Here is a 16241-nt window from a genome sequence, read left to right as displayed (position 1 = left end):
CGGTCAGTTCCTGCGCAGGTCAGTGACCAGGTGCCGGAGTGCGGCCGCCGCCTTCGGGGCGGCCAGTGCGGGGTGGAGGCACGGACCATCGGTGTTCGTGCGTGGCTGATGCCACGCCTTCCGGCCGCAGTTGAGCATGTGGAGCGGGTGCTGGACGCCGAGGATCCCAGCCGCCGCAGTTCCAGCGGCCTGCGGGAGCGGAACGTCTGCCCGCTCTCGATCCTGGCCTTGTTCCGCGCGAACTCCCGCTCCGTCGGCGGCATCTGACGAGCCATACGGACCGGCCACCCCGAGCACTCCCCCGCCTGATTGGATGTATGTGCGGATATCATTTGATGTACCAACCCATTGGCGACACTTGCAGAATCTGCCGTAATGGCCGTATGCCGAACCCTCAGGAAGGCCGCCCGCAACGGCCTCGCCGCCTGTCAGGCGTGGCGCTGTTCCTCCTGAGCATGTGGAACGCCGCTACGCCCGCCCTCTTGTTGACCACGGTCCCGTCGCTCATCGTGGTCGCCCTCCGGCAGGAAACGTCGCCGCGCTACCTGATCCCGCTGATGGTTCTCGTGCCCGTGAGCCTCGTCATGGCGGTCAGAGCGCAACGGCAACTCGGCACGGGCGTCACTTCCCATCTACTGGCTGGGCTGAGCGATCAGCGACCCACCGGAGACGGTGACTACGTGCTCTACTTGCGGTCCTTCTTCGTCGACAATGCCCTGGCGAGACCAGATCCAGCCGGTGGCGCGCACTTCCTCACCTCGCTGGTCAGCTCCTTTGGATACCGCGACCCCAGCCTCCTCGACGACACCTGGGAAAGCCGTCTGGCCCATCTCCTCCGCCGTTTCGGTCCTGTGGTCGCCGTGGGGCGCCCCGGTGAGCCGCTGCCGCTGCCCGGAGCCCGCCGTTTCTACCTGCCTCCGGAAGGCGACGAGTGGCAACAGGACGTCGGCCGCGCCATCGGCCGGGCCCGCCTGGCTGCCGTCGTCGCCGCTGTCGGGGAGGGTTCCGCAAACTCACGGGGCACCCTCTGGGAGTACTCCGAATCCGTACGGCAACTACCGCCCTCGCGCGTCCTGCTGATCGCCTGTGGCGGACGCGACGCCTACGAGCGCTTCCGCGCCAGCGCCGTCGAGTACTTCGCCGATCGCGCCGTCGAGTTGGCCGCGTGCGGCAAGACGCTGCCCCCGCCGCCGGTACTCCCCGACTGGCCCGAGCCCCAACGCCCGCGGAAGGTCAGGAGAGGCTTTCCGCTGCACGGTGTCGTGCGCTTCCGCTCCGACTGGACCGCGGAGTTCGTGCACTTCGACCCGACCGGGCAGCGCGGCCCCACGCCGTACGCACGCTGGCGCAAGACCGTGCGCACACAGGTCGATCCGTGGCTGGACGCCTTCGAGCAAGACCTGCCGGGTTCCACCGTCGAACCGGCGAGGATCCGCTATCACTGGCATCTCAAGCTGCCTGCCGCCTTGCTCGTCGGCTTGATCACGGTTCTCCTGATTGTGCGCTGGAACGACATCGCCCTCTCTCAGAAGTGTGCCGTGCTTCTCCTGCTGGCCTCCATCTTCACCGGACTGGGCAGAGGGTCCGCCATTGCTCGGGGCATGAGCCGCGACGCCGTGCAGGTCCGCTCGCAGGGCGACGATCGCGTGCAGGACGATGCCCCGACGTCCAACGACCCGGTCATCGACGCCGTCGCGGACTCGTATGTCGCCACCGAGTCCGTCGTACGTTGGCCCGGCCGCCGGGGTCTGGGCCTCCTCGTCCTCAGGTGGTACCGCGACACAGATATGCGCTACGTCGACGCGCCGTCCCGCCCCTTCTACCGTGCCCTGACAGCGACCAGGGAGTTGGAGCCCTTCCGCACAACACGTGTCTGGCCGGCGGGATTCGTGCTACGCACAAGGATGCTGGCGGTCGTGCAGACCGACCGCGACATCGACATGACGAGCCGGCGTTTCGGATTGCGCTGGCTCGTGCGACTGGCAGGGTTGCTGGGCACTGTCATCGGGACGACGGTCGGTCTGTTCCGTGTGCGGTCCGGCGGCCAGATGCTCGCCGTGGCAGCGATCGGCGCACTCACGGCGTACTGGTTCTGGTTCCGGTCACATCAGGACCACTACCGCATGCGGCAGTTACGACTGCAACCCGCTGTTCCGCGAGACCTCGCCCGGGAACCCTGCGTGCTCTACCTCCGCCCGCACCCCGACGACCCCGTCCCCCAGTCCGCCTGGCAGGGCCCCCTGGACACCGACCTGAACACGGTGTTCGACGCCCCTGCGCTGTTCCGCGTCGGCCACATCACGGACCTGACGCCGCCGCCCCCGCAACTGGCCCGACTGCCGCTGCCTTCGCAGAACTGGAAACGCACACTCACCACCGCGCTGCCGCACTGCCATCTGGTCATCATTCCCGCCATCGGCACAGCTCCGGAAACCCTCTGGCAGCTGACCGAGGCCATACGTCTCCTCCCGCCGTCCCGGGTGCTGCTGCTTCTCCCCTCCGGAGCCGACTGCGCCGAGGAGTACGCCCGTTTCCGGCAGGCCGCCGTCGAAGCGTTCGCGCAACGCGCGGCCACGGCCCCCGGCGACGAGCGCCCGTACACCTCCCCTTCATGGCTACCCACCTCACCGCCACAGGCCTCGCCCGGCCCGGGGACCACGGCCCTGCGAGGCGTGATCCACTTCGACAGCACCTGGCAGCCGAAGGTAGTGACCTTCCCCGGCGTGGACACATCGTCCGGAGCTGCTTCCCGTGGAGAATCCCGCCGCGCACAGCTCCTGCGCATCCGGGCGCAACTGCAACCTCTCCTACCGGATCTCCCGTCCGGACAGAGCTGAAGTGCCGCTCGTCGTAGGGGGCGGGCGTGGCCGGATGGGTGCAGCGGGAGTTCCCGCTGCACCCGCGCTCCAGTCGGCAGCCCCAAAAGGGAACTCCGATACGGATGAGCACAGCCAACCGCACGCTGGCGTCGCCGACCGGACCGGAGCTCCCCTCGGGCTCCTGGAAGACCCTGCTCAACTGCCGGGAGGGCTTGCGGTTAGGTCCTGTTACCAGGATTCGGGGACTACCACCAGGGCGTGCAGGTGATGCCGCTCTGCGGGGAGGCACTGGTCACCCGCGCGCAGACGCGGAAGGCGCGACTCGCCGAGTTGCTGGTCGGGTAGGCCGGCGTCGTGATCCTGGCGCCGCTCGCGGAAGTAGTGAACGGACCGCACTGGATCCACGAGTTCTTGCCGTCGTTGGTGACATCCATCCAGACCATTCCGATGGCACCGGCGCCCCACAAGCTGGAGCTCGTGCTCAGAACACCCCACCCCATCTGTCGGCCTCCGACAGTGCCGGTGTGCATCTCGTAGGAGGCAACGGCCCACGGCCTGCCGCCGAATTCGGCTATGACCGCCCCCGCACCCGCCACACCGCGGCCGCTGAGGCTGTCCGGAATGTCGGTGAAGCCGTTCGCACCTCCCGCGCAGTCCGACGCCGCTGCCTGAGCCGTCCCGGAAGAACCAGCCACGAGCCCTGCCCCGAGCACGAGGGCGGTTGCTCCCACACTGAAAATCCGGCGGATACTGCGCATGTCTTCTCCTTTGTCGAGTCCAGCACCCCTTCACACTCCGACAGCAGCGGCACAGGTTGCCCTTCCGTCTCAGAAGGGTTCTGCAGGGCAGGGCCCGTCAGCGAACTGACGGGCCCTCATGCAGTCGAGCGACTGACGTGTGCCGAGCATCGGAAGCGGAAGCCGGGTCAGTGATCCACCCCGCCACCGCCCCCGCAGCAAGCGATGGTCCGGGTCTGGTCGGAACCGGCGAACGGCGCCATCGCGAGCACCGCCGCCAGGGCCACCAACACAGCGAGCGCGGCTTTACGCATCAACTTCTCCTTGCCCTTGGCGAAGTGAAACTCCGTCCAGCACCTGCACTGGCGACGGCCCTTTAGAAGCCCCCAGTGCCACCACAGCAGGCGACGGTCTGGGTCTGGTCGGCGCCGGCGAGCGGTACTACCGCGAGCACCGCCGCCAGGGCCAGGAACACACCGAGCACGGCTTTACGCACTGTCTCCTCCAGAGAGATGTCGAATCAGATACCCCTTCACACTCAGACAGCAGCAGTCCAGGTTGCACGGCGGAGCAAAACATGGCCAGTGTTGGGAATGCGCTGGTAGACCGTGCGGAAGCGGCAGTTGTCGCGGTCGCCGTGGACGCCGCCAGCGCGTCCAGATCCGCCCGCTCGTCGGCGGACAGGGCGAGCTGGGTGGCGGCGGCGTTCTCCTCCACCCGTGCGATGCGGCGTGTGCCGGGGATCGGCACGGTCGACGGATGCTGGGCGAGCAGCCAGGCCAGGGCCACCTCTCCCGGGGGGCGTCCTTCGCGCGGGCCAGGGCGGTGACGTGGTCGATCAGTGCCTGATTGGCGGCGAGGTTGTCCTGGTCGAACCTGGGGATGGTGGTGCGGATGTCGTCGTTGGTGGACGCGGTCGTGGTGTCGACGGTGCCGGTCGGGAGCCCTTACCGAGCGGGCTGAACGGGAGAAATTCGATGCCGAGTTCAGCGAGCGTGGGCGGGACTTCGGGTTCGGGGTCGCGGGTTCAGAGCGAGTACTCAGTGGCTGGTGGTGCGGTCCGGGTCCGCGGGCGCGGTGGCGTCTTCGGTGGCGGCCCAGGCGGCCAACAGCCTCAGCGCGTCGTGATCCGGGGTGTGGGGTCCGGCGCTGTACGCGGTCAGGGTCAGGCCGGGTTGTGCGGGCAGCTCCATGGCGTCGAAGTCGAGGGTGATCTCACCGACGACCGGGTGACGGAAGCCTTTGCGGCCGGTGTGGTGCAGGCGCACGTTGTGCTTGGCCCACGCGGTGCGGAACTCCTCGCTGCGGGTGACGAGTTCACCGATCAGCCCGGTCAGGTCGCTGTCGCCGGGCGCCCGTCCGGCCTCGGTGCGCAGTAGGGAGACGGTTGTGTTCACGGACTGCTCCCAGTCGGGGAAGAAGTCCCGGCCGTGCGGGTCCAGGAACTGGAACCGGGCGATGTTCACCGGGAGCGGTGCTCCCCCGGCGAACAGCGGTGAGTACAGGGCACGGCCGAGGCGGTTGACAGCGAGGATGTCGAGGCGGCCGTTGCGGATGAAGGCCGGGGAGTCGGCCATTGAGTCAAGGACGCGCAGGACGCTGTCGGGGAGCGGGCCACGGGTGCGTCTGGTGCGGCGGGCGGGGCGTCGGGCGACGGCGCGGGCGAGATCGTAGAGATGAGCGCGTTCCGCCTCGTCGAGCTGCAGCGCACCCGCGATGGCGTCGAGGACTTCCTCCGAGGCTCCGGCGAGATGGCCGCGCTCCAAGCGGACGTAGTAGTCGATGCTGACGCCGGCGAGCATCGCGACTTCCTCACGGCGCAGCCCGGGCACGCGCCGGTTGCCGCCGTAGGCGGGCAGACCGGCCTGCTGCGGGGTGATCTTGGCGCGGCGGGAGGCCAGGAACTCGCGGATGTCGCTCTCGGTACTCACGCCTTCCAGGCTAGGCGGACCGCTGCGGCTGTGGGGGGCTCTGTCAGTACCTGGCAGGCCAGGCCCTCCCTCGCGCCTTTGGTCTGGAGTTTCCTGGTGGTGAGGACGTCGGCGGTGCCCACTGGGCCCCCGAGGATCGGGCCTCTGCCGGATACCTGAAAACACTTCCGGATACAGACGGTGACGGCCACGTAAGTCACTTTTCGCCGCCCCGCCCCTCCACAGACAGAAGCAGAAGGAAGCGCATGGAATTCGTCCAACAGCAGGGCACCGTCAAGGCCCCCGCCGCCTGGTTCACCGGCGACGTCTGGTTCGACGTGATCTACGCGGGCCAGGAGCCGTCCCGGATGCGTGTCAACATGGTCCGCTTCTCTCCTGGCGCCCGCACCCACTGGCACTCCCACGCCCTGGGCCAGACCCTCCACATCGTCTCCGGCACGGCCCTGATCGGCACCCGCGACGGCACCCTCTTCGAGGCCCAGCCCGGCCAGACCGTCACCTGTCCCCCGAACGAGGAGCACTGGCACGGCGCCGCCCCCGGCCGCTTCATGGAGCACATCGCCATGTGGGAGGGCAAGGGCGACGGCACGGACGAAACCACCTGGAACGAGCCCGTCACCGACGCGCAGTACCACCGCCCCCGCAGTAACTGACGCATCGGCCCCGCTGGCCCCGGACCTCACGCCGGGCGGCAGCCCGCATACGCGGGCTCTGGTCCGCCACCGACGGCAGACCACCGCGCTTCACAGATCTCCGACGACACCCCCACGGCTTGCAGGCCAAGACAAGGAATTCTCATGACCGACCAGCCCAAGCAGCTCGGCGGCGGACGCCGCATCCTCGGTGACTTCTCTCCCAAGCTCGCCGAACTGACCGACGACGTGCTGTTCGAGGACGTGTGGAACCGCACCGAGCTGGCCGCCCGCGACCGCAGCCTGATCACCGTCGCCGCCCTCATCGCGGGCGGCGACGCCGACCAGCTCGCCTTCCACCTCGGACGCGCCAAGGAGAACGGCGTCACCGAGACCGAACTCGTCGAGGCGATCACCCATCTCGCGTTTTATACCGGCTGGCCCAAGGCCATGACCGCGGTCATGGTCGCCAAGCAGGTCTTCTCGGACTGAGGCGAGGACGTGAGGCTTGGAAGCCTGAGGCGGCTCGGTGCCGCGCCGGGCATGAGCCGGCGATCCTTGGTTCATGCCCGCTGTACCGAAGCCGCCGACGGTTGCGCGCCGCTGGGCACCCCAGCGCAAACTTCCAGATCACGCGCCTTGAGCTGCTCCCGGCCGATGCTCCGAATCCGGTCCGGACATGCCGGGCGTGTGTCACCGAGGTCTCAGCGGTGACACCCTGTCTCCAGTTCGCAAGCTCAGGTCAGGAGCAGGCCGACGCCGCGCAGCAGGGCGGTACAGGCCAGGGCCGCGACGGCCAGGACGGTGCGCTTGCTTGCACCACGGAGGCGAAGAGCACGGGCCAGTGGGCCGATGGGAGGTGTCCAGTTGTCCATGTCTGTCTCCCCGATGATCTGGGTGATTTAGGCTCGGGCGAACTCGGCTGTTCAAGGGGTGTCTTGTCGCAAGGCATCCCGCAGTTGAAGTAGTTCGTGTCGGCGGTGCCGTGCCCGTACCAGGGCGCACATCGCGGCGGCGGTGAAGACGGCCCCGCCCGCGGCAGTGGCCGTCAGGTCGGCGGTGCTGCCGCGGACTGCAGCCAGCGCCACCCCGGACAGGGCGGTCACCACGGTCGCCGTCAGTGCGATCCAGGCGGACAGCACTCGGTCCCGGGCGAACAGCGGCCGACGCAAGGTCAGCACCCAGCCGGCGAAGGCGGCCCAGGCCAGCCCGATGGCGATCAGTCCGGCGAAGGCGGCCTGGGTACGCGCCGGCAGAGCATTCGGCTCGGTGGCCCACAGCACCGCGATCATGGCCGCGCCGCATCCCCCGGCCAGCCCCACCGCCACATGGCGCAGCCGGGACCGCAGTGACACCTCCATGGCCAGTGCGCGCTCCAGTCGCTCGGGCACGGCCCGGTGCGCTGCGCGATTCTGCTCGCTCATGCCTCGTATCCCTTCTCGGCAAGGTGATTGCGCAGCATGCGCCGGGCGCGGTGCAGCCTGCTCTTGACCGTGCCGGCCGGTACGCCGAACACCTCCGCGCAGGAAGCCAGTGGCAGGTCCTCCAGGTGGAAGAGGATCAGCACCTCGCGCTCCAAGGGCGGCAGGGCAGCAAGGCCTGCCTCGATCTGCATCGTGGTGAGCACGCCGCTGAGCTCGTCGTCGGCGACGGCAGTCGTGGCTTCCTCGATGGCCGTCTCCGGAGCCTTGTACGCCTGCCGCAGATGGTCGGTGACCGTGCGCCGGGCGATAGTGAACAGCCAGGGGGCGAACCGCTCCGGCTGCCGCAGCCGCGGCAGGCCGCGCACCACAGCGACCCACGCTTCCTGAGCAAGATCGTCCGCGAGGTGCGCAGAACCGACCATGCCCCGGACATAGCGGCACAGCGGGGCGTGCCACATGGCCACCAGTTCGCGGAACGCCTCCCTCTCCCCAAGCTGACAGCGCACCACCAGCAACGCATCGTTGCCCACCACACCTCCCCGCTCCGCATCGTCCGTCACACAGACAGTCGGCATCCCGGGCCGAAAGGTTCACGCGATCCTGAGCGTCCGGTCGGAACGCCGGTTGTAAGAGGGGCCGGGCCCACGGCGGGATCATCGCCGCGCAGTCGATGTGGGCTGCCGTAACGGTGCCGGCCGCCACACGTGGTTACGGCGGCGGGATGGAGGGAGGTGCCGGGTCGCGGGCCCGGCGAGGGAGCCAGTGAGTTCCCCTTGGCGAACGAGAACCCAGCACAGGAGGAACTCACTCGCGTCCTGGTGGTCGTGCACGCACTCGCTGCGGTGGGCGTCGATGCAGACGAGCGCCTACACGGCGTCGCCGACGCAGCGCCCACCGCGTGATGTGTCCGGGGGCTCAGCCCGACGGAACAACGCGGTCCACAGGAACGGCACTCCAAAGAGTGCCGACTCGGGCGGCTCCTCCCGCATCCGGCGCAGTTCGACCTCTGACAGGTCAGAGAAGACCCAGCGCAGCGATTCGGGGGTGTAAGCCAGGCCGCCGTGCAGTTCGCGCTCACGGTAGAAGTCCGCGTCGGCGAGTTCCGAGCCTGTTCCCCCCTCGCCGGCAGCGAAGCAGGTCAGGGCGAGATGACCGCCGGGGGCCAGGACACGGTCGAGGAGACGGAGGTAGCTGACCCGGCGGTGCGGCGGCAGGTGGTGGAAGCATCCTGAGTCGACCACCAGGTCGTACGGGCCGCTCAACTCGGTTGCGGAGAGAGCGAAGGCATCACCGCACCGGAAGCGGACATCGGCGCCGCCGTCGCGAGCCCGGTCCTCTCCCCACGCGACGGCCACCGGAGAAAGGTCGACCGCGTCGACCTCGAAACCGCGCGAGGCGAGGAAGAGGGCATTGCGACCCGCTCCGCAGCCCAGGTCCAGCGCCCGGCCTGGGGCGATCAGCCCGTCGTCGAGATAGGCGGCCAGGTTCTCATCGGGCTTCGCCGCGAAGAACGGGACCGGCCTTGACCGGTCGGCGTAGAAGCGATCCCAGAAGTCCTTGCCGTCACCGGTCGCCAAGCGGCCTGCCACGGATTCGGATGCGAACAGCCCATCCAAGAGCTCGAATACGTCCTGCACAGTGCGTACGGTCCGGTCCATCCGGCCCTCCCCCTCTGACCGGAGGCGAGCATAGGAGCGAACGGGGTGAAGGGCCAGGCCATGGGGTGTCCAGCGATGCCTGGAGTGGGAGGCTGCGGGCCCCGCACGAGACCGGGGGCAACCTCCTCCAGGCCCCGGCCCAGGGCCCGCCGGAGCAACCTTGCGAGGCCAGCAAGCGAGCATCCCCGGCCAAGCTGGCAGCCCTCTTTTGACGGGTTCCCAGCGGCCCCACTGCAGCCGCACTCCACGGCAGGTCCTCTACGCCGTGCGGAGCCCGGCCGGACGTTCACCTCTTCGGTGCAGGAGACCCTGCCGTCCGTCCCGACGTCGGGTGGCCGCCCGGTGGCTTTGGCGGTGAACTGTCACTCAGGAGGCCGCAAGCCGTCACGCGCGACCCCGACCGCGTGCCGCACCCGGTGAAACGTGCTGTCGCCTGCGGCGCGAAAAGCACCGCCGTGCTCCTCGCAGAGGGCTGGCCCGCTCTGTGCCCATGAGCGGAAACAGGCCGGTGGGCTTGCCACCCGGACCGACGTCAGATCAGACATCGTCCGCTGCCCTCCATGCACCATCACGCCGCCAGTGGTCGACTCACACCGCGACGGCGACCATGACCGTGACCGCCGCGGCCACAGGCGCAGGCCTGGAGTCGGGCGGCGCCTCCCTCAGCTCGACTACCGAGCCACAGCAGGAAGACGAGCCCTCTCAGTTCGGGCACGCTCGAGCCACAGGCATCCTGCGGACTCCATCAGCACGCCCATCAACTGGGCGGCGGCGCTGCGCCCGGCGAACGGCCCGAAACCGTGTCCGCTCCGCGGCAAGAATGTGCCCGCCAAGACGGGGGAGCCTGACGGGCACACGCTCAGTCTGGCAGCACGGCGCCTCATCCGCACGACGAACCAGCTACATGGCCGCAAAGGCCCCTTGGTAGTTCCTGGGAAGGCCGAGATCCACCGTACGACACACCCCAAGGGTGGAAGACATCGCGCGTGTCGTGGAGGCTGCCCGAACCCATCCTGACCAGGCTCACTCCCCCAGTCGACCCTCCCGCAGGGCTGGGCAGCAGATCCTGCGTCATGGGGAGAGGTCGCTTGTGCCCATTCTCCAGGGTCCGGGACGCGGTCCAGGCGTCGACGTATGCCGTCGGCGGGTCCGCGGGGGGCCTCGCACCTGTCGAAGGAACTGGGCACGATGGGCAGTTGGATGACCGGAGCGAGGAACTGGACGCAGCGCGCGACACCAACCGTGCGCTGCCCCGGGCGCCGAACCACATGCCGGAGGGGACAGGCCCGCCTACAGCCCGAAAGCCCCGCCCTCGATCAGGATGAGCAGGCCGATCGCGATCAGCACCAGCGGCAGGAGAATGTGGCCCCAGCGGCTGAGAGCCTTGGCGACGACCGGACGGGTGGCGAAGAACTTTCCGGCCAAGCACCACACCGCGACCAGGATCAGGAAGACCACGGCATACACGCTCATCCCGCCGACACCGGCCGTGGCGAACACGGGGACGTAGACACCGATGTTGTCACCGCCGTTGGCGAAGGTGACCGCGGCGACCTCCAGCGGGCTCGGCCCGCCCTCCTTCGCCTCCTCCTCATCCGCATCTTCGCCATTACGGTGGTTCTTCCACGCCTGCCACGCCGCTTTGAGCCCTAGGGCGAGAGGCAGCAAGCCGAGATACGGGATCGCCGCCTCCGGCAGGAAGGTCGCTCCGAACGCGGCGGCGACTGCGACCGCGAGGATCGCCGCGAAGCCGAGATACTGCCCGATCACGATCCGGCGCGTTGAGTGACGGTGACGAGCGCCCTGGGCGAAGAACAGAGACAAGATCAGGATGTCGTCGATGTTGGTCACGGCGAACAGCCCGGTTGCCTGCCCGATGATGCCCAGGTTCACTGACAGTTATCCCTCTCCCAAGTGCCCTGCCCGGCGACAGTACCCGGCGCACAACCGCCCTTTAACACTGTGCCCGTCGACGACCAACCCTGGCCGCGGGGTGCCCGCCCGACCTCGGCGAGGCAGTCGGCGTGCGGCGCGGGGTGAGTCGCCGACGTGGGTGAAGCGACGTGGCCCCTCACAGGGTTTTGGCGCCTTCGTCGCACGGTTAGGCGGACTTGACCCCACGGTGAGGACGGCCGGCCGGAACCTGGTTCCGGCCGGCCGTCCTGACAGTTGTGTCATGCGGGTCACTGCGCGTGCGTCAGCACAGGCAGGGGTTCGTCTCCCGACCCAGGCTCAAGACGTCGTCGTCCCGCAGCGCACCGGCGTAGGCCTGCACCTCGTCCACGTCGCCGTGCAGGTACTCGCCCCAGCCGTCGCCGACCGCGCCCCGTCCGATCTGCAGGGCACCGGAGCTGTGCCAGCCGTCGGGGAGGTCGGCGGTAGCCGTGGCGCTGGTGTATCCGTCGAGGTAGAGCTTGATGCTGTCCGTGGCGTCGTCGTAGACCACGGTGAGCTGGTGCCCCTGGCCCTCGCCGCCGTCGGCCCCCGTGATTTGGGAGACGACCTTCTCGGGTGCGCCGGCCTCGTCCCGTTCGGGCATCACAAGCTGCCAGCTGTAGGTGGGCGGGTCGTAGCGCACCTTGAAGGCGTCGGTGTGCTGGCCGGCCTGGGAGAGCACGGTCATCGGGTGGGCGGGGGTGGTGTCGGCGAGGCGGACGACGGCACCGATGGTGAAGCTGTCGCCGGTGTCCACGACGGGCCCCTCGGCGGTGGCATAGTCACCGTCGCCGTCCAGGGACAGGTGCCCGTCACCGACCAGCGGCGGCGGCACATAGGTGCAGTCCGGGTCGATCTCCGGGATGCATGAGTTGTCAGAGCCGTGGTAGATCGACGCTTCGCCGGCGAGGTGGAGCGGCGATGCGCCCGACTGCTCGGGGCTGGCGCCGTCCGTGGCGTTGGACAGCGACCAGTGGCCGAGCAACGTCGGCTTGCGCCAGGCCAGTTCGCTCACCTCGCCCGGTACGACGACGCGGTCGTGGACCCGTACGTCGCCGACGTCACCGTGCCAGCGGTCGCGGTAGCCCGTGGTGCCGCGGGCACGTCCGATCTGGAAAGCGCCGGCGGCTTCGGCGGGCGTCGCCGCCGCCGCGTCCGTCACCTCGTGGCCGTTGACGTACAGGTGGGCCTTTCCGGTCTCGGCGTCGTACTGCCCCAGTAGGTGAGCCCACTCGCCGGTCTCCGGGGCGCCGCCGGACACGCGCGCCTCTCCGATGGCGAAGGACCATACGGGGCCGGAGTCCTTCGCACGCAGCCCGAGGGTGAACCCGGGCCCTCCGTCCGTGTCCTGGCTGGCGACGGTCATGGTGCGGCCGGTCTCGGCGGGCCGTACCCAGGCGCTGACGGCGAACGTCTCGCGGAGGTCGGCGACCGGGGCGTCCGGGGTGAGGAAGCCGTGTCCGCTGCCGTCCAGGGCGACGGTGCCGGCGATGGCGGTGCCGGTGGGCGCCGGGCCGCCGAAGGTGGCGCCGCTGCCGGCGCGGGCGGGGGTACCCGGCTCTGCGGCGGCCGAACGCGATCCGACCGGGTCGTCCAGCTTCCAGCGGGCGACGGGTGCCCGGCCGGACTGCACGTTGAAGTCGTACCGGGCTTGGGTGCTGCCGCGGCCGGACCGGTCGATGGCGCGGACCGTAAGGGACTTGGGGCCGGCAGTGAGCGGCAGGTAGGGGATGGTCACGGCGGCGCCGTGAGGTTCGGCGGTCACGGTTCCGTTGGGGCCGCCGAGGAAGCTGTAGGTGTACGACACGACGTCGTCGGAGGGCGAGTCGACGGTGAAGTGGCCGTAGACACCCACGCCGTCCACCCAGAACACCTCGTCCGGGGTGGGGTATTCGGGGGAGCTGATCGTGGGCTTCTCGGGGTTCGTGTCGTCGTAGATGAACGAGCAGACCGAGCCGTCGCCCTCATCGCTCCAAGGGGAGGTGGCGAGACCGTCGTTGGCGCGCACGTGCCAGGAGATGGGGATGTTCGCGGGAAGATCGCTCGGCATCGTCCAGTACTGGCGCATTCCGGAGGACAGGGTGATGGTGGTGTAGGAGCGGCGCTGGGCCGTGCCGTCCGCGTCCGTCCACCATGCCTCGAACTCACCGGAGAGCGGGCTGGATTCGGAGGGCTGGTTGTCCTCCTCCGGGTCGTACAGTACGGCGCTCAGCCTGGGCGGAGTCGGGACGTACACGGTGTCGTCCCCCGTCGCGCAAGGCTTGCTGCCCGACTGGAGATCCTCGACGAGCGGCTGCTTGGGCGGCAGGTTGTCCACGGCGTGCGCCGTGCCGGCGAGGCTCGCCAGCAGCGCACCTGCCAAGGCTCCCACCACCACGGCTCTGTGCCTGCCGGTCTTCCTGGACAGCTTCAACTGACCCTCCCCTGTGGGTGTTTGATCCTCGTGGATCACACGAGCCCACAGAAGCTAACAGCCGCCACCGACAGTCCCGAAAGGGTTTTCCCCCGCCCACGGCGTACGCAGTGCCGTGCGCATCAGCGTGAGCCGGATCAGGCCTTCCCGGTGCGGCAGCACGGTCAGCACCGGCATCAGTGCCGCGCTGAAGAAGTGGTGCGCCGCCCGCCGGACTCCCCCGGCCTGGCACACGCCCGGCACGCACGCGGCTCCCGGTACTACCCCGTCCCGTTCCCGTGTCGCCCCGCGCTTCGGGTCCGAAGCCCCTTTAGGCTCGCTTCGCCACATATGACCTTGGATCGGGCGGAGGGCAGGACGTCGGGACTCAACCGTGAGCGGCTCACCAGAACGCTGACGTTCTGGCTGCGTCCTTCGTTCGTGCTGCGTGTCATCAACCGGTTCCAGAAGATCGCGGGTTTCGACCGATCGATGGCGCTGGCCTCCGGTGCGCTGACCGCGCTGATCCCGCTGGCGGTGCTGAGCGGTGCCGTCTTCGGCGGTGAGGCCGCAGACCGGATCATCAACCGCTACAGACTCACCGGCGAAGGTGCTGAGGCCGTCCGGGCGGTGTTCTCCGCCGAGACCGCGAGCGCCGGCGTCGGAGTCTTCGGGACGGTGTTTCTGGCGATCTCGGTGCTGAGCTTCTCCCGGACCATGCAGCGGTTGTTCGAGCAGACCTGGGAACTGAAGCCGCTCGGTGTGCGCAACACACGCAACGGCCTGTGGTGGATCTGCGTGCTCAGCTTCTACACCGCGGTGATCGGATGGCTCTACGTGGTCCTGGGCGGGGGGCGCCTGGGGCTGGCGGCCGCGGTGTGCGAGGTGCCGGTCACCACCGTCTTCTTCACCTTCAGCGGCTGGATCCTCTCCGCGAAGCGGCTCGCCGGTGTGGCCCTGCTCCCGTTCGCCATCTGCGCGGCTGTCCTGACCTCGGCCTATTCGGTGCTCGCGGCCGTCTACCTGCCGCGCCTGTTCAATTCCTACGCCTCACGCTACGGCGCCGCCGGCTCGGTCTTCGGGATGGCGTCGGTCCTCTTCGGTGCCATGCTCGTCCTCGTCCTGTCGTCGGCACTGGGGCGTGAGGTACGAGACGAACTCGTCCGGATCCGGCAGGGCCTGCGCCCCTCCCAGGACGAGGTGCGACGCCAGTGGGACAGCATCGTCGAGCAGACCCGGTCGCGCTGGCGCACCGTACGCAAACAGTCTCCACGCCACCCGTCCGAGGACTCCCACCGACGCTGAGGCCGCTGTGCCGACCGCCCCAGCCACAGGCGGGTGCCCGCAGCCGCCAGTACTGGCCATGGCTGCCCATGCTCCGTCCTGGGTGAGCAGATGATCTGTGGGGACTTCCCCCTCGGGCCGCCCGCGCCGGTACGAAGTCCGGCCGGCCTGGCAAGGGTCCAGACTCGCGGCCAACTGTGCCGCGCGGGTGCGCATTCCATGGAAGTCGAGCAGCCGCGAGGGCCCCGTCGCACTGCCCCGGTGTCCAGTGACGGGGCGCCCCGAAGTTTCCCGCGGCGCTCGGATGAGCTGGGGACCGGCTTCGTGGCCGGGAAGCACGTCGAGCTCCTCCCCCGCTAGGCCAAGCCACCCCTGGTCCCATTCGCCTTGGTAAGGCTCGTGGTCACCGTTCATATCGAAGGGGGCCATGGCCGCCTCGATCCCAGCGTGCAGACTGTGAGCAGCTCACTATCGACGGAGCTGGAGTACTAGGGCCGCAGGCGGTGGACCATGCGCCGCGAAGCACCCGTCAACGCGTTCCAGACCAAGATCAGCCATGAAAGAGACGACGATGTCGGCTGGAGCGCCAGAACCGACCGGCATCGTCACACGCTCACGTCAACGCCCGTTCCGGCAGGAAGCCAGTTGAAGCGGTCCCGGATGTCGGCCGGGGCCGAGGCCAGGTGTCGTTCGATGGCTGCGCGGCCCTCGCGGAAGTGGTGCCAGCCCTCGTAATGGATGGGCAGGATGGCGCGTGGGGTGAGCAGACGGCACAGCTCCACAGCCTGATGGGCCGTCATCGAGTAGCGGATCGGGCCCGTCAGCGGGAAGCGCGCGCCCCCCATGTGCAAGAGGGCGGTGCCCACGTTCAGGCGACGGGCAAGGTGTCGTACGCCGTCGTAGAGGACGGTGTCTCCGGAGATCCACAGCACGCCGTGTTCTTGGTCCTCCCAGCTGAGCGCGAAGCCGGTGACGTCACCGGTGATCGGCCGTGAGAGCGGCGGTCCGTGCCGGGCGGGTGTGGCGGTGATCTCGATCGTCGTGCGTCCAGGGGCCTGAAGGCGTGTGGTCCTCCAGGGCGCGAGGCCACGGGCGTTGCCGCCCAGTCGTCTCGCTCCGGACGGTGTGGTGAGTACGGCCTTCGCGGTGGGCAGCAGGGCACGCCCCGCCGTGTCGAGGTTGTCGCCGTGATGGTCGTGGGTGAGCAGGACGGCGTCGACCGGCGGGAGGTCAGCTGCGGCGAGGGCGGGGCCGGACGTCTTACGGGAGGAGGTGCCCCAGCCGAACGAGTAGCGGCGGCCCGGGGGATCGAACGTAGGGTCGGTCAGCAGCCGCCAGCCACCGACCTCGATCAGTGTGGTCGGGCCGCCGATGTAGGTGACGCGGACCTCGGACATGCAGTTGATCCCTTCCGGTGGCCCGGGATGGC

General features: G+C 69.1%; 16 protein-coding genes. 5 read left to right on the top strand and 11 right to left on the bottom strand.

The window, feature by feature from the left end:
* Positions 1–108: 108 nt before the first annotated feature.
* Positions 109–267: a hypothetical protein gene (locus tag OG885_RS44090; RefSeq protein WP_405742471.1), complete on the top strand. Its 159-nt coding sequence runs from the start codon at positions 109–111 to the stop codon at positions 265–267.
* A 167-nt stretch (positions 268–434) separates the two neighbouring features.
* Positions 435–2837: a hypothetical protein gene (locus OG885_RS44085; protein ID WP_405742469.1), complete on the top strand. Its 2403-nt coding sequence runs from the start codon at positions 435–437 to the stop codon at positions 2835–2837.
* 227 nt (positions 2838–3064) lie between these two features.
* Here the strand turns inward: OG885_RS44085 and OG885_RS44080 are convergent, their stop codons facing one another.
* The 4 genes from OG885_RS44080 to OG885_RS44065 form a co-directional block, all read right to left on the bottom strand.
* Positions 3065–3577, bottom strand: coding sequence for a hypothetical protein (locus tag OG885_RS44080; RefSeq protein WP_405742468.1), 513 nt, complete (start codon positions 3575–3577; stop codon positions 3065–3067).
* Between the two features lie 167 nt (positions 3578–3744).
* The gene (locus OG885_RS44075; protein WP_405742466.1) at positions 3745–3870 is read right to left on the bottom strand and encodes a hypothetical protein; all 126 of its coding nucleotides are present in this window, start codon (positions 3868–3870) and stop codon (positions 3745–3747) included.
* A 127-nt stretch (positions 3871–3997) separates the two neighbouring features.
* Entirely contained in the window at positions 3998–4306 is a 309-nt protein-coding gene (locus OG885_RS44070; protein ID WP_405743183.1) for a hypothetical protein, read from the bottom strand.
* 290 nt (positions 4307–4596) lie between these two features.
* On the bottom strand, positions 4597–5487 hold the full coding sequence (locus OG885_RS44065) for a helix-turn-helix transcriptional regulator (RefSeq protein ID WP_405742464.1): 891 nt from the start codon (positions 5485–5487) through the stop codon (positions 4597–4599).
* Between the two features lie 245 nt (positions 5488–5732).
* Between OG885_RS44065 and OG885_RS44060 the strand changes: the two genes are divergently transcribed.
* Together OG885_RS44060 and OG885_RS44055 are read left to right on the top strand one after the other, a co-directional pair.
* The gene (locus tag OG885_RS44060; RefSeq protein ID WP_405742462.1) at positions 5733–6140 is read left to right on the top strand and encodes a cupin domain-containing protein; all 408 of its coding nucleotides are present in this window, start codon (positions 5733–5735) and stop codon (positions 6138–6140) included.
* A 144-nt stretch (positions 6141–6284) separates the two neighbouring features.
* Positions 6285–6611: a carboxymuconolactone decarboxylase family protein gene (locus OG885_RS44055; RefSeq protein ID WP_405742460.1), complete on the top strand. Its 327-nt coding sequence runs from the start codon at positions 6285–6287 to the stop codon at positions 6609–6611.
* Between the two features lie 245 nt (positions 6612–6856).
* On the opposite strand, the gene OG885_RS44050 is transcribed toward OG885_RS44055, so the two are convergent.
* The 6 genes from OG885_RS44050 to OG885_RS44025 all read right to left on the bottom strand — a co-directional run bounded on the left by OG885_RS44050 (position 6857) and on the right by OG885_RS44025 (position 13510).
* The gene (locus OG885_RS44050; RefSeq protein WP_405742459.1) at positions 6857–6994 is read right to left on the bottom strand and encodes a hypothetical protein; all 138 of its coding nucleotides are present in this window, start codon (positions 6992–6994) and stop codon (positions 6857–6859) included.
* A 51-nt stretch (positions 6995–7045) separates the two neighbouring features.
* On the bottom strand, positions 7046–7543 hold the full coding sequence (locus tag OG885_RS44045; RefSeq protein WP_405742457.1) for a transmembrane transport protein: 498 nt from the start codon (positions 7541–7543) through the stop codon (positions 7046–7048).
* Complete coding sequence (locus tag OG885_RS44040) at positions 7540–8073, bottom strand: RNA polymerase sigma factor (protein WP_405742455.1); 534 nt, start codon at positions 8071–8073, stop codon at positions 7540–7542. Before OG885_RS44040 ends, OG885_RS44045 begins: the two co-directional genes overlap by 4 nt.
* A 336-nt stretch (positions 8074–8409) precedes the next feature.
* Positions 8410–9201 (bottom strand): class I SAM-dependent methyltransferase, encoded by a 792-nt coding sequence (locus OG885_RS44035; RefSeq protein ID WP_405742453.1) that lies wholly within the window; start codon positions 9199–9201, stop codon positions 8410–8412.
* Positions 9202–10491: 1290 nt separating this feature from the next.
* On the bottom strand, positions 10492–11094 hold the full coding sequence (locus tag OG885_RS44030; protein WP_405742451.1) for a cadmium resistance transporter: 603 nt from the start codon (positions 11092–11094) through the stop codon (positions 10492–10494).
* A gap of 304 nt (positions 11095–11398) precedes the next feature.
* Positions 11399–13510 (bottom strand): LamG domain-containing protein, encoded by a 2112-nt coding sequence (locus tag OG885_RS44025; protein ID WP_405743181.1) that lies wholly within the window; start codon positions 13508–13510, stop codon positions 11399–11401.
* A 369-nt stretch (positions 13511–13879) separates the two neighbouring features.
* Between OG885_RS44025 and OG885_RS44020 the strand changes: the two genes are divergently transcribed.
* Positions 13880–14833, top strand: coding sequence for a hypothetical protein (locus tag OG885_RS44020; RefSeq protein ID WP_405742449.1), 954 nt, complete (start codon positions 13880–13882; stop codon positions 14831–14833).
* Between the two features lie 584 nt (positions 14834–15417).
* On the opposite strand, the gene OG885_RS44015 is transcribed toward OG885_RS44020, so the two are convergent.
* Complete coding sequence (locus tag OG885_RS44015; protein WP_405742447.1) at positions 15418–16209, bottom strand: MBL fold metallo-hydrolase; 792 nt, start codon at positions 16207–16209, stop codon at positions 15418–15420.
* Positions 16210–16241: the final 32 nt, after the last annotated feature.

The organism is Streptomyces sp. NBC_00028 (assembly GCF_045041065.1).
Taxonomy (GTDB): Bacteria; Actinomycetota; Actinomycetes; order Streptomycetales; family Streptomycetaceae; genus Streptomyces.
Note: the sequence above shows the minus strand (reverse complement) of the source record. Positions and strands in the feature narration are given on the sequence as shown.